This is a genomic window from Crocosphaera sp. UHCC 0190, from assembly GCF_034932065.1.
GTDB lineage: Bacteria > Cyanobacteriota > Cyanobacteriia > Cyanobacteriales > Microcystaceae > UHCC-0190.
Genome location: NZ_JAYGHP010000001.1, coordinates 298,390 through 312,686, shown reverse-complemented (window position 1 = coordinate 312,686; position 14,297 = coordinate 298,390). Strand labels below are relative to the sequence as shown.

The window sequence follows — 14,297 nt, the reverse complement described above, 5'->3', positions numbered from 1 at the left end:
CGAAAACCATTTTGTTAATTTTCTTAACCTTCCCTTAAGGAAAAAAATATGCAAACGAAACGTATCGGTATCCTAACCAGTGGGGGCGACTGTCCTGGATTAAACGCCGTAATTCGGGCAGTGGTAAAAGCCTCAGAACAAAAAGGATGGACAGTTTATGGCATTCCTTACGGGACAGATGGCTTTATGCACATTGCCCAAGAGGAATGTTTACCAGATGATCTGATCCTCACAGGGAAATGTTATCAATTACCAGGCAGAATTAGAGGATTAGATGTTTTACAATTTTTTAGTGGTAGTGTCTTAGGCTCAATCAGTAAAGGCCACCCCGAAAACCCAGACGTTAAGGCCAATATTCTCAAAGGGTATGACATTTTAGGACTCGATGCCTTAATTGTGATTGGGGGTGATGGCAGTCTCGATATTATTTATGATTTAGCCAAAGCAGGTAATTGGAATATTGTAGCGATTCCTAAAACCATTGATAATGACGTTCCGGCCACAGAATTCTCTGTCGGTTTTACCACTGCTGTCGAGATTGTCACTCAAGCATTATACGATCTTACCTTTACCGCAGCCAGCCACGAACGGATTATGATTGTGCAAGCAATGGGGCGAGATGCGGGCCATTTAGCCCTGCGGGGGGGGATTGCTGGCGGGGCCGATATTATCCTCATTCCTGAATTGACCCCTTGTTTAACCTTAGACGTTATTGATGATTGTTGTCATCACCTGTTGAAATTACGAGAGTCTGGCCGTCATTTTGCCCTAGTTGTCATTGCCGAAGGGGTTAAAACCCAAGATCAACGGAAAGAGTCTTACATTGGGGATTATCTCCTGCAACAAATCAAAGAATATAGTCAGATTCTGTGTCATGAAAAACATCAGGACTTTTGTACCTTAAAAGACGTTGATATGCGAGTCACCGTCTTAGGACATTTACAACGGAGTCATCCTCCTGTAGCTTGGGATCGTTTATTAGCAACCGCTTTCGGCATTAAAGCCGTTGAATTAATTGAAAGCAATCATTATGATCGTTTGGTCGTTTGGCAAAAAGGCCAGGTTAGTAGCAAATGCCTATCATTTATTATGACCACCATTAAAGAACGCCGCCAGAAAAAGCAGTGTACATCACCTGTAGACCCCCAAGACTATCTGGTGAAAACCGCGCGATCGCTGGGAATTTATCTCGGTGATCCCTAAAAATTTTAAAACTCTGGTAATTTAGATAACCTTTGATGTATAATCAATATTCGTGACCCCATTAGGAGAGGTGGCCGAGCGGTTGAAGGCGCAGCACTGGAAATGCTGTTTAGGGGTAACTTTAACGAGGGTTCGAATCCCTCCCTCTCCGTAGCCCGTTACAGGACAATTCAAATATCAAGACTCTCCTGGCACAATAAGAGAGCGCACTTTTTAGTTGAAAATGATCATGTTTCCTACGGGTTTACTCTCTTTGGCGTTATGGCTGACCTTAACAGGATCAACTTTGGCCGTTGTGCAATCTGAGTCTCCTCCTGTAAAATACCCTCTAAAAGTGGGTGTTGTGGGTTCTCCACCTTTTTCGAGCTATACAAATCAAACCTTTAAAGGTATTAGTGTTGAACTGTGGCAAGAATTGGCAGCCAATACTAATCTTAAGTACCAATTCATTGCCCAACCAGGAGTTAAGACGGGGATTAATCGCGTTACCAGTGGGGAACTAGATGTTCTGATTGGGCCGATCAGTATTACGGCGGCTCGGTTTAAAAGAGTTACCTTTACTCAGCCCTATTTTAAGGCACAAATTGGCTTATTAGTTTCAGGGGAAAGTCCCTCGGTTTGGAATCGCATTAAACCTTTATTTCAAGTAGCAGTAATTTCTTCTGTGGGTGGTTTATTTGTTATTCTTTTTATTGTGGGTAATTTAATTTGGATAGCAGAATCTCGTCGCAATGAAGAACAGTTTCCTAAGTCTTATTTTCGGGGAGTTGGTAATGGGATCTGGTTTGCTTTAGTAACTTTAACGACTGTGGGTTATGGCGATAAAGCCCCTGTGACTAAAACAGGTAAAGCCGTCACGAGTATCTGGATGTTGATTACTATGGTGGCAGCTTCTTCTCTAACAGCAGGGATTGCCACTGTGATGACATTATTATTATCACAAGATCATACCGAACAATTTACTCAACTGCAAGATCTTCAAGGAAAACAAATTGCTGTCGTTACCGGAACAACAGGGGCGGAATGGGCAAAAAATTATCAAGCGCGTTTATTAGAATCTCCTAATTTAGAGGGAGCAATTGAACGGTTAAAATCGGGTAAAGCTAAGGGCGTTATGTTTGATGTTCCTGCTTTAAAGTATTATTTATATCAGCATCCTGATGCAGCATTTCGTATTGCTAATCTATCGATATCCTTGGAGGATTATGGCTTTGTTTTACCCTTAAATAGTCAATTAGTTCGAGAGATTAATCTTGCCCTAATTCAGTTAAAAGAATCAGGTAGAGTTGAGGAAATTATCGAGAGAGAAATTCAAGGGGTATCTCAAGAATAAACATTATTAGTAAATTAAACACAATGTCAAAACAGAGAAAAAATCACCTCCCTAAATATCCTTTACCACGTCTCTTACAATACGGAAAAAAGTATCGTTTTTTAATTTGGCAAGCGGTTATTTGTTCTGTCTTCAATAAAATTTTTGATTTAGCTCCTCCTGCTATAATTGGTGCTGCGGTTGATGTCGTGGTTAAACAACAAGATTCCCTGATTGCTCATTTAGGGGTTAAAGATGTTTTTGGACAACTTTTAGTCTTAACGTTGCTCTCAATTATTGTTTGGGGTTTAGAATCTTTATTTCAATATACTTATGAACGTTTATGGCGTAATTTAGCACAAAATATTCAACATGATTTAAGACTCGATGCTTATCGTCATCTTCAAGATTTAGAGTTAGCTTATTTTGAGGAACGTAATACGGGAATGTTATTATCAATTTTAAATGATGATATTAATCAATTAGAGCGTTTTTTAGATGTAGGTGCTAATGAAATATTACAAGTTATCACCACAGTTATAATTATTGGGGCTGCCTTTTTTATTTTAACCCCAGGAACAGCATGGATGGCTATGTTACCTATTCCCTTTATTTTATGGGGATCAATTACTTTTCAAAAATTATTAGCTCCTCGTTATGCAGAAGTGAGAGAAAAAGTAGGTTTATTAAATAGTCGTTTATCTAATAACTTAAGTGGTATTACAACCATTAAAAGCTTTACAACAGAAGCTTATGAACTTGAAAGATTACGGGAAGATAGTGAAGCTTATCGTCGCAGTAATCAACAAGCAATTACTTTTAGTGCTGCCTTTGTTCCTTTAATTCGTATTATTATTTTAGCGGGATTTACTGCTATTTTGTTGTATGGCGGAATGGAAGTAGTCGATGGGAAATTAGCGGTCGGAACCTATAGTGTTTTAGTCTTTTTAACTCAACGCTTATTATGGCCTTTAACAAGATTAGGACAAACTTTAGACCTATATCAACGCTCAATGGCTTCCACCAGTCGGGTCATGAATTTGTTAGATACACCTATCACAATTCATTCGGGCAATTTATCTCTGCCTAGTGACGAAATTCAAGGAGAAATAATTCTCAAAAATGTTACTTTTTCTTATCATGAAAATTATACAATTATCAAAAATTTATCCTTAGAAATTCCCGCAGGTCATACCATTGGTATTGTGGGGTCTACGGGGTCAGGCAAAAGCACTTTAGTTAAGTTACTCTTGCGATTATATGAAATTCAAAAAGGAACAATTACCTTAGATGGTATCAATATTCAAGATATCTTTTTATGGGATTTACGGGGAGCAATTGGGTTAGTTAGTCAGGATGTCTTTTTGTTTCATGGAACCGTCAAAGAAAATATTGCCTATGGAAATCCTGAAGCCAATTTTGAGGCAGTTATCAAAGCAGCAAATATCGCAGAAGCTCATGAATTTATTGAAAAATTACCCCAAGGTTATGAGACAATTGTCGGAGAAAGAGGACAGAAATTATCAGGGGGACAAAGACAAAGAATTGCCATTGCTAGAGCAATTTTAAAAGATCCTCCGATCTTGATTTTAGATGAAGCGACTTCAGCCGTTGATAATGAAACGGAAGCGGCGATCGCTCGTTCTTTAGAACATATTACCCAGGATAGAACAACCATTGCCATCGCTCATCGTTTGTCTACAATTCGTCATTCTGATTGTATTTATGTGATGGAATATGGTCAAATTGTTGAGCAAGGAACCCATGAACAACTATTAGAAAAGCAGGGAATTTATGCGGGTTTGTGGCAAGTTCAAACAGGTATGATCCATTAAAATTATCAAAAAACTGTCAAAGTTAGTAGAGACGTTGTATATCACGTCTCTACTAAACAGGATTTAACTGAGTTTTTCTTTTACCATTTCTTGAACTTTCTTGCCATCAGCTTTACCCTTCAATTCTTTCATGACTGGCCCCATAACTTTTCCCATATCTTTAGGAGAAGTTGCTCCAGATGAAGCAATAATTTGGTCAATAATTCCCCCTATTTCTTCATCAGAAAGTTGAGCAGGTAAGTAGGTTTCAATAATTGCTAATTCCAGAGCTTCTTTATCAGCTAAATCATCTCTACCCCCTTGACGATATTGTTCAATCGAGTCCCGACGCTGTTTTGCTTGTTGTGATAACACTTCTAATTCTTGCTCTGGGGTTAATTTTTCTTGTCCTTTGGGACGAACTTCAACCTCTTTTTCTAGAACAACTTTTTTGATACTTCTCACAGTTTCTAAGCGAATTTTATCCCTCGCTTTCATGGCTAATTTAATATCTTCTGTGAGTCTTTCTTTGAGTCCTTCTACTGCTTCAATCACAGTTTCAACTGTTTCCGAGATAATTTTTGTAGTAGTTTCAGGAACTTCATCGATGGTTTCTTCTACTGCTTCAATCACAGTTTCAACTGTTTCCGAGATAATTTCTGTAGTAGTTTCAGGAACTTTATCAGTGGTTTCTTCTACTGCTTCAATCACAGTTTCAACTGTTTCCGAGATAATTTCTGCTGCAGTTTCAGGAACTTTATCAGTGGTTTCTTCTACTGCTTCAATCACAGTTTCAACTGTTTCCGAGATAATTTCTGCTGCAGTTTCAGGAACTTTATCAGTGGTTTCTTCTACTGCTTCAACGGGAGTAACAGAGACTTTAGTGATAGTGTGTGTTTCTTCTGTCGGAGAAGAGGAAGCTAAAATAGATGAAATACCGAGTAAAGAAAAATTTTTCACAACTCCTTTGTCTAAATAAGTTTTCCCGTTTTTTTGGGACAACTCAACTAAACTTCGTCCCAGTTTTTCAGCGGCAGTTTTGGCTTCTTCTTCAGAAGGAAAAGGTTGTTTAGCCAATTGCTTAACCAAAATATCTAACTCTTTATTTCCCTTACGAGTTGATGGGTTAACCCCCTGCTTTGTCATCACAGTTTTAATGGTTTTTTTCAACACCTTCACTAACTTGGTGCTGGTTGCGTTAGACTGATTAGGTTGAGTCATTATGCTTCTCTCAATTTTACAGGACTAAATATGGGTTGTCTGTTTAAACAATTTGTATCTTAAGACCGATGGATAAAATCGAGATTAAGAACCTGAGAATTTCATGGATTAATGATTGCCATTACTCAAGTTAAAGCGGCGATGCTTTCGCACTCGCAGAGCGAGACTGCTCCTCTCAATGTAACCCATTCTGTCACATTAATTGTTTAGATATCATGATTCCTGCTTGGTTAATAATTGGAAGTATTACCTTTTTAGTTGCTATTTTAATCAATCGTCTATCATCAAGTGATATTCGCTGGTTTATGCGTTTACGTCGTCCTCAATGGTTAACCTTTGAGTGGGCAATTCCCTTTATTTGGACATTTATTTTTATTTGTGGTGCCTACTCTGCTTATGTCGTGTGGATCACAAATCCAGGAACTCCTCAAACTTGGTTATTAATGGCAGGATATTTATTTTTAGAAGTATTAATTATGGCCTATACCCCTGTGATGTGTAAACTGCGTAGTTTAAAGGTAGGGACAATCATTGGGGGGACGGGTTTTTTCTGGGGGTTAATGTTAGCGTGTTTAATTTGGCCGGTGTCTGGATGGGCCGTAGGTTTATTATTGCCTTATCTATTGTGGAGTCCCATTGGTACTTATGTTACTTGGGAAATGATTGCCCTTAATCCGATGGATGCGTGATGAGAGGGTGATGGGGTGATGGGGCGATCACTTTTCATTATTTTTTTATGTTACCATGTTGTTAGTATTCTAGTATATGTTTATGAATAAAAATACTAATTTATCACCTGAAATAGAATCATTTGTGAGTTATTTGATAATGAATTAACCGTTTTGGTAATCAAAGTCGGACATCGTAAATCTGTTTACGATTAATTAACCTGAGTGTGGAGTGAGAAGAAGATTTTATCCTCACCCCTTTACTTTATCAAGCGGCGATCAATTCCGGTTCTACACTGACCGATCGCAACAATTTTTCGATGATCGCTTTCGGTTGACGGCCACTGGCCACAATCAGACGATGGGAAAGAACATGGGGGGCCACAAATTTAACATCATCAGGAATCGCATAATCCCGTTCTTCGAGGAAGGCTAAAGCTTGGGTTGCCCGTTGTAAAGCCACTGTACCCCTAGGACTCACCCCTAAACTAATATCATCATCAGCGCGGGTTGCACGCACCAAATCTAACATATATTGTTGTAGAGAGGGTGTAACCTTAACCAGACTCGCTAACCTTTGCAATTCTTGTACGTCTTCTAAGGAAATACAGGGTTCTAAATCATCCGTACTCACCCGATGAAGTTGTTTCTGTAACATTTTCAGTTCTTCGTCAGCAGTAGGATAGCCCATACTTAAGGAAATGGTAAAGCGATCCATCTGTGCTTCGGGTAAGGGAAAAGTCCCCTGATATTCAATGGGGTTTTGGGTGGCAATAACAAAAAAAGGTTGGGGAACTCGTCGGGCCTCACCATCAACGGTAACTTGTTTTTCTTCCATCACTTCTAACAAGGCCGACTGAGTTCGAGGGGTTGCGCGGTTAATTTCATCCGCTAAGAGGACATTCGCAAAAACCGGCCCCGGCAAAAATTCAAATTCTCGACTGTTGGGGTTCCAAATATTGGTTCCTGTGACATCACTGGGGAGTAAGTCGGGGGTACATTGAACCCGCTGAAACCTTCCATTAATAGAACGGGCCAAGGATTTCGCTAACAGGGTTTTTCCCACCCCAGGAACGTCCTCTAGGAGAGCGTGTCCCCCACTTAATAGGGCAATGAGAACGAGGCGAATAGGTTCTTTTTTGCCCACAATGGTGCGACTTAGATTATCGGTGAGGGCAACAATTCTATCTCTCATGGGAATTATCTTGCATTGGTTTGAGGGTTCATTCTTAGATTGCCCAATTTTCTCTCAAGAGCTTCACCAGTTGACAATTTAACCGCCCACAAACCATTGAGTTCCGGTAAACAGGTAATATAATCCTGTCATAATCACTGCCACACTACCCAAGCGAATAATAGTCTCGGAATGTTGTAACAACTGTTTGCTTTGTTTTGCTAGTCCTGTAAACAAGCTTGCTAGGAAAATCAGCATAGTATAACCTAGGGCATAGCTAATCATTGTCAATGAGCTGTTAATCATTAAAATTCAGAAAACTGAGGACAACATGAGAATTCCCTTGAAGTTAGATAAATCTAGTTCAGTCTCCAAACAATCATCATTATTGTTCATTTAAGGGTTAATTCTGATGAAATGGGGTAAACTATCCGAAAATTTCTCTAGCTAATAAACAATCTTCTTGTATTTGACATTTCAGTGCATCCAAAGAGGGAAATTTTTGTTCAGGCCGTAGAAATTTTTCTAACATTACAGTTAAGGTTTGTCCATATAAATCCCCTGACCAGTCTAATAAATGAACCTCAACTGTAGGAACTTGACCATTGACGGTGGGACGACTACCAATATTCATCACTCCCTTGATCTCTGTGGCGGTTTCTCCTTGAACCCTAACACAATAAACGCCACGACGGGGAAGGAGTTTATCGGGGGGCAGTTGCAGGTTAGCCGTAGGAAAACCTATGACTCTGCCTACCTGTTGGCCTGTTACTACCATGCCTTTTAAGGTATAGGGATAGCCTAACATCTCTTTGGCTTGAATTACGTCCCCACTGGCCAATGCTTGGCGAATGCGGGAACTGCTAATACGAAGGGTGTCATCAACGAGGGGGGAACAAGTCTTTAGGGTCGTAATATGAACGGATACGCCAAAATTAGCGGCTAATTCCTGCAATTGGTCGGCTGTTCCTGTACGTCCCTGACCAAAGCGAAAATCCTGCCCTACACTAATATATTTGGCGTGGAGTTGTTTGACTAAAATATTGGCCACAAACTCTTGGGGACTCAGGGACGCTAACTCTCGATCAAAAGGTAATCGTACTAATTGTTTAATACTTAGAGATTGAAGTAATTTAACCTTTTCTGTGAGGGGGGTAAGCAGTAGACGCGGTTTTCCGCTAAAAAATTCCTGGGGATGGGGTGTAAAAGTCACAACGGTGGAAATTTCAGCTTCTGGGCGTTGCAAAATTGGTTGCAAGACTTGGCGATGTCCAAGGTGGATACCGTCAAAGTTCCCTAGGGCGATCGCCGTTGGGGTGAATACGTCAGTTGTTGATGAAGTTACCCACAGATTGGATTGACTGTACATGGTTTCGGAGTTACAAGTTTAGCGTCCGCTTTGGTGATCGCTTCCCGTATCGTACCAAATCTCACAGAATTAACTAACAACTGCGGTTGATTTCTTCCTGTAACCAAGGATCAACTTCTTGTCCGTCTCGTCGCCGTAATTCAATACTAATCAGGGTTTTGACCTTAGCATTGGGGGGGGTGGGTTGGGGATGAAATAGGATCTCGTAAGCATTGGGATCTTCATTTTGTTCCCGTAACCAATCTTGTACTTTGATGGCGCAAAAAAAGGATTGTCCTTGGTCGAACATTTGGGAAATCTGCATTTGTAAGGTATGGGGATTAATTCTCGACATAGGAATTCAATTAGGGATTTTAAAGACTCTTTTCAATCTAACAAACTAGATTGAAGGGTTGTTAAATATTTACATTTTTTAATGGCTGTTTAAGTTTAAAGATAATTGTTGGATCTCTGGTAATTTAACTGATAAGTGCTCATTAAGTTGATAATTTCTGATAAATAGCTCGTTGCCTTTACTGGCGGTTTTTTGTTGATAGTTATTCATGCCATATTGTAATTGCCAAGGGATAATCATAAAGTTTTCAAAATAATTTCTGATTTCTGGAGAATCATCATAAGTAATTAACCATTGATGTGAACATTTTGCCATTGCCTCGGCAAATTCTCCATGATTAAAGGAAGTATGTAAGTTTCCATCTTTTCCATAAAGTCTAGATTTGGTTGCTGCTAAATAAGGGGGATCTAAAAAAATAAAGACATCTTTGACTTTTTCCTTAATAACTTCACGATAATCTAAATTAGTAATGTAGATATCTGGGAGAATATTTTTTAAATTTTCTAAGCGGTTTATTGATGATTCAGTAAATCTTGTATGAAACGCTGATTGAGAAAATCCTCCTGATTCAACCGTACCGGAAAAAGTAATTCTGTTTAAAATAAAGAAACGAATTGCTCTATCAAAATCGGATAATTCTGTTACGTCAACCTTGGTTAATTCTGCAAACAGTTTTTTGCCATCTGTACGGGTTAATTTGATTTCTCGAAGGTTTGTTACTAATTCTTGTAAATTGGATTGAGCAAATTTCCAAAACAAGTATAATTCTGGGTTTAAATCGTTAATCCAAATCTTAAGATCAGGTTTAATTTGTTTTAGATAAATAAAGACTGAACCCCCACCAACAAAAGGTTCTCGATATTCAGTAAAATTTTGAGGAAGTTGCTGTTCAATTTGTTTAATTGCTCTTGATTTTCCACCAGGATAACGTAAAGGACTTTTAATCATAGTGTTTTACAAAAATATTTATTAAGAAAAGTCTAAACTTAATTGAATGTGATTGACTGACGTTTCTGAGTCTTGAATTTTGACTTTTAAGTTAAGATATTCTTCAAACCAAGGTTCGGAACTTCCTGGGGATTTTTGATCTCTTAATAACCATTGTTGAAAGACTTCCTCTCGGCCATCATTGGGGGTGACAACTTGATAGACTCGAACTCGTTTTTGCTCAATCTTTTGAGTACAAATTCCGGTCAAACCATAACCAATTTTATCTAATAAACGTCTAATAATTGTAATGGGACTGGCATTTTTGGCAATACCAATTCCCATGATCGTTTTGATATCACTGCGGTTATTAATAGCGATTTCTGATAGTTTAATCAGATCAGGATCTCTATTAATTAGTCGTCGCTGAATATCCCTTAATAAAATTGGAATACCTAACACCTCCATTGTACCAATAATTGCTCCCAGTTGGCAACCATTAAAATCGGGTAAAAATACGCCACCTTGGCCTTGTTCAATTAATTTTCTGGCCACAATTGTATCTCTATCTGCGAGATAATTACGTCCCATTGTTAAGAAGTAATGAATTCTGAGTTTTTGATACCAACCATCATCATCTAAGGCCACTAATTGAGGGGTAACAGGAACACAATATCGTCTTTGTAAATCATATTTTTTAAGCGCACGACGTTCTTTATTTGTTTTGATTAGCCGTTTTTTTAAGGTTTGATATTGTTGATCACTCAACTCTTTTATTTTGGAGATTGCTTCACATTCTGCTTGATAGTTTTGTTCTTGTACTTGCTCAATAGTTTCGGTTAAATCATTAACCAAATCATGTTTCTTATCTTGTTTTTGCGACAGTTTTGTGATTTTGGGGGGTGGGTTAATCTGATGATTTAATGATTGAATAATACCTAAAATGGAGTCTCTATAATTAATCATTTGAGCATTTACTCTGACGGCCATTTTTGCCCAACAGAGTAGAGACTCTGCTTGAAATCCTGTATCTAAATCATCTAAATATTCTAAATCAGATTGTTGAAGTAGCCGAATATTTAACTGAGTTAACCGATGACCAGAAGTTAAAAGATTAGGAATAGAAGTTGAGCCATTTCCTACTTTATTAAACCCATAAGATGCTAACCAAAGATAACGGGGAATATTCTCCCGAATTCTCCCTAATGATTGACAGATGGAGGTAGGAGTTTGTATTCCTTGAGCTAAACACCAAACTGAGGTAAAATGTCCTTTGAGATCAATACTAACTCCTGTTTCAATGGAAGGACTGGTTAAGACAATATCATAGTTACCCAACACATCATTAAGGTTAGTTATACATTGATAAGCACCATGAGTAGGATCGGTTAAAGATTCAGAATCAATGCGAAGAATTTTAGCTGTTGAAAATTGTTTTTGTAAGTAAGATTCTAAGGTTTGTGTTCCCCATTTACTGCTTAATTTCTGGGCAGATAAACAGACAAAAGGTTTACCTCCCTGACGAATATGTTCAACTAAATCTTTGAGAAATCGTTTTGGGGTTGTTTCTGGATAACTATAAGCTTCCCATGCTTCTTTTTGCTTGGGTTTCCAATCGTTTTTGACAATAAATGGTTGTAAATTAATACCAGATAAAGTCATTAAATAGTCTAAAGAAATATCACTTAAATCTGCATCAGCAATCACGATTTTTCCCTGACCACCTAAGACATTTTGTATTAAAGTTTTCAAGGATTTAAGAATCGGAACACGATAATTATTACAGGTTTCCGAGTTTAAACCATGCCAAATTACTTGTTCAACTTCATCAATAATAACTAAGGCATCTTGCCAGTCATTAGGATTAAAATTTGCTTGAGAATTTTCATGTAAAGAGTCAATACATAACCCATAACCTAATTCTTTACTTAAGGGCTTTTCCAGAACTTCTGTAATATAAGGTAAGCCAAATCGTTGACAAATTTGCTCAACCAGTTTAATACGATGACCAATCACTAAAACTTTTTGATCTTGGGCGATCGCTTGGTTAACAATAGTTTCTAAAACTTGGGTTTTTCCTGTGCCAATCCCTGATTTAATGCCAATTAGTTTCGCAGTATTTGGAATAGGAAAAGGCTGAAGATAAGGACAGTTTACCTCAAGATTAGCAGGATAAGTTAATTGAGTTAATTCTCTGGCTTTCCAAGTCTCTAAAGGCAAGGCTTTTTGATATAATTCATCAAAAGCTTTTTGACCCTGATTAACAATAAAATCATCAACCCCTTTTCCCTGATCAGGACTCCAAGTAATCACTTTAACTTGACACCCCGTTTGATTTAATAAATAACCTAATTTTTTAATCGCAGCATTAACCGCTTTCATTGTATTTGGTTTACTATCTTGATCAAAAATAATATAAATAGTTCGTCCAAGGGTTGCCAACTTTTGTAATTGGGGAATAAGATGAGACCTACCAATGCGATTTCCTGCCTCATCTTTGGGGGTACGATAACCATTATTAATCCCAGGAAGGGCGATCGCTGCATAACCTGCCGTTAATAAAGCTCCCGCTTTTTTGGCCCCTTCTGTGATACAAAGGGGAATAGTAGGATGATCGATGACCCATTGCCAAAATCCTAAATCGGTTTGTGTCTCATCGATGATTTCTGAGGTAAAATTAACCTGATGCCTTTGTCCTAATTGTTCCCATAGGTGCAATGGAACTTTTAAGGCAAAAATTCCTGTCGGAGTTTGGGGCGGATGTTCATACTTAATCGGTTTATGGGCATCATAACTCAGACGAGGCTGATCGGGTTTAAAACACCCCCATAGGTCTTCATTTCCTGTGATCACATCAACACCGGAACACCACCAACCCCCTTGTTCTGTGTGTTCATAACGCTTTAAGATGGTATCATTAACTCTGCCATCATTTCGTCGAGGAAGTGCCTCAGAATAGAGCAAATATTCGGAAGGAGAAGTCCCCGCTAAAGCGGTGACGTTAAGTGCGATCAGTTGTGCATCGACACAACTATTTAACCATTCTTGTTGATGGTTCATACTTCCTTCTCCTTCCAATTAAATTAGGGCAAACTCTATATGTAGCGTTTGGATCTTTTATCTTAGAAGAAAGACTCTAAATATGGAAGATACTAATGAACTATTTTGCTTAGCTCATTGACTTACCGTTGATATTATCGAAAATACTGGTAATTGCTGAGGGTTCTGTTAAGGATAGAAAACATCCATAGGGAATTGGGAGACAAACTTTAAATACCTTGATACACTAAACTTATAGGCTGATTGTCAGTAAAATCTTTTAAAACCAACCCTTAAGCTTAATTATCTTTGGCCATACCATTAATGATCTCTATTTACATTCTCACCTATAACGAACAAGTTGATATTGCGGAGTGCATTGAGTCCGTCATTGACCTCTCGGATGATATCATTGTCGTCGATTCCTTTAGCAGCGATCGCACTCTAGAAATTGCCTCACGTTATCCGGTTCAAATTGTACAACATAAGTTTGAAAGTCATGGAAAACAACGAACTTGGATGCTAAAAACCATCCCCACCAAACATAACTGGGTTTATATTCTCGAAGCAGATGAACGCATGACCCCTGAATTATTCGCTGAATGTGTCGCTGCGAGTCAACATAAAGAAGCTGTAGGTTATTATGTGGCAGAACGGGTTATTTTCATGGGTCAATGGATTCGTCGTAGTACCCAATATCCCCGTTATCAAATGCGTTTGTTTGAGAAAGGAAAGGTCTGGTTTGCCGACTATGGCCACACTGAACGGGAAGTTTACACCGGCCCTGTGAGTTTTCTCAAAGAAACTTATCCTCATTATACCTGTGGTAAAGGGTTAAGTCGTTGGATAGAAAAACATAATCGTTATTCTACTGATGAAGCGAAAGAAACCCTTTATCAATTACAACAAGGAGGGGTTAATTGGAAACAATTACTTTTTGGGTCTACCGAAGTTGAACGACGACGGGCCCTCAAAGATTTATCCCTAAGAATGCCTTTTCGTCCGATTGTTCGTTGGTTTTATATGTATTTTATTTTAGGGGGAATTTTCGACGGAAAAGCAGGATTTGCTTGGTGTACCTTACAAGCTTTTTATGAATATCTGATCCTCTTAAAAGTCGATGAATTAAGGGAAACAAATCTAGAGTCACCCTATCCTAATTCTCTTAAATATCCTAATACGGAAGAACCTTCTAATCAATCAGAATCCTTATCTTTGTAGTGCCAATTTTGGTTA

At 38.4% G+C, this 14,297-nt stretch carries 12 protein-coding genes and 1 tRNA gene; 6 read left to right on the top strand and 7 right to left on the bottom strand.

Annotation, left to right across the window (positions count from 1 at the left end):
- Window positions 1-48 precede the first annotated feature (48 nt).
- The 4 genes from VB715_RS01505 to VB715_RS01490 all read left to right on the top strand — a co-directional run bounded on the left by VB715_RS01505 (window position 49) and on the right by VB715_RS01490 (window position 4,350).
- Window positions 49-1,203, top strand: a complete 1,155-nt coding sequence (locus VB715_RS01505; RefSeq protein ID WP_323299426.1) for an ATP-dependent 6-phosphofructokinase — start codon at window positions 49-51, stop codon at window positions 1,201-1,203.
- Between the two features lie 64 nt (window positions 1,204-1,267).
- Window positions 1,268-1,354: transfer RNA gene (locus tag VB715_RS01500), tRNA-Ser, on the top strand.
- A gap of 72 nt (window positions 1,355-1,426) precedes the next feature.
- Window positions 1,427-2,536, top strand: coding sequence for a transporter substrate-binding domain-containing protein (locus tag VB715_RS01495; RefSeq protein WP_323299425.1), 1,110 nt, complete (start codon window positions 1,427-1,429; stop codon window positions 2,534-2,536).
- A gap of 23 nt (window positions 2,537-2,559) precedes the next feature.
- Window positions 2,560-4,350: an ABC transporter ATP-binding protein gene (locus VB715_RS01490; protein WP_323299424.1), complete on the top strand. Its 1,791-nt coding sequence runs from the start codon at window positions 2,560-2,562 to the stop codon at window positions 4,348-4,350.
- 63 nt (window positions 4,351-4,413) lie between these two features.
- Here VB715_RS01490 and VB715_RS01485 read toward each other — a convergent pair whose 3' ends face one another.
- Window positions 4,414-5,550: a GatB/YqeY domain-containing protein gene (locus tag VB715_RS01485; protein ID WP_323299423.1), complete on the bottom strand. Its 1,137-nt coding sequence runs from the start codon at window positions 5,548-5,550 to the stop codon at window positions 4,414-4,416.
- Between the two features lie 215 nt (window positions 5,551-5,765).
- Here VB715_RS01485 and VB715_RS01480 point away from each other — a divergent pair, with 215 nt between their 5' ends.
- A complete protein-coding gene (locus tag VB715_RS01480; protein WP_323299422.1) occupies window positions 5,766-6,239 on the top strand; it encodes a TspO/MBR family protein in 474 nt (157 codons plus the stop codon).
- 247 nt (window positions 6,240-6,486) lie between these two features.
- On the opposite strand, the gene VB715_RS01475 is transcribed toward VB715_RS01480, so the two are convergent.
- From VB715_RS01475 to VB715_RS01450, 6 genes are all read right to left on the bottom strand, one after another.
- Complete coding sequence (locus VB715_RS01475) at window positions 6,487-7,413, bottom strand: MoxR family ATPase (protein WP_323299421.1); 927 nt, start codon at window positions 7,411-7,413, stop codon at window positions 6,487-6,489.
- A 78-nt stretch (window positions 7,414-7,491) separates the two neighbouring features.
- On the bottom strand, window positions 7,492-7,698 hold the full coding sequence (locus tag VB715_RS01470; RefSeq protein WP_323299420.1) for a cytochrome c biogenesis protein CcdA: 207 nt from the start codon (window positions 7,696-7,698) through the stop codon (window positions 7,492-7,494).
- A 121-nt stretch (window positions 7,699-7,819) separates the two neighbouring features.
- The gene (locus tag VB715_RS01465; RefSeq protein WP_323299729.1) at window positions 7,820-8,743 is read right to left on the bottom strand and encodes a bifunctional riboflavin kinase/FAD synthetase; all 924 of its coding nucleotides are present in this window, start codon (window positions 8,741-8,743) and stop codon (window positions 7,820-7,822) included.
- Window positions 8,744-8,834: 91 nt separating this feature from the next.
- Window positions 8,835-9,095: a hypothetical protein gene (locus VB715_RS01460; RefSeq protein WP_323299419.1), complete on the bottom strand. Its 261-nt coding sequence runs from the start codon at window positions 9,093-9,095 to the stop codon at window positions 8,835-8,837.
- A 78-nt stretch (window positions 9,096-9,173) separates the two neighbouring features.
- Window positions 9,174-10,043 carry a DNA adenine methylase gene (locus tag VB715_RS01455; protein ID WP_323299418.1) on the bottom strand — a complete coding sequence of 290 codons (870 nt, stop codon included), beginning with the start codon at window positions 10,041-10,043 and terminating at the stop codon, window positions 9,174-9,176.
- Between the two features lie 21 nt (window positions 10,044-10,064).
- Window positions 10,065-13,082, bottom strand: a complete 3,018-nt coding sequence (locus VB715_RS01450; protein ID WP_323299417.1) for a plasmid replication protein, CyRepA1 family — start codon at window positions 13,080-13,082, stop codon at window positions 10,065-10,067.
- 303 nt (window positions 13,083-13,385) lie between these two features.
- Here VB715_RS01450 and VB715_RS01445 point away from each other — a divergent pair, with 303 nt between their 5' ends.
- Window positions 13,386-14,282, top strand: coding sequence for a glycosyltransferase family 2 protein (locus VB715_RS01445; RefSeq protein WP_323299416.1), 897 nt, complete (start codon window positions 13,386-13,388; stop codon window positions 14,280-14,282).
- Window positions 14,283-14,297 lie beyond the last annotated feature (15 nt).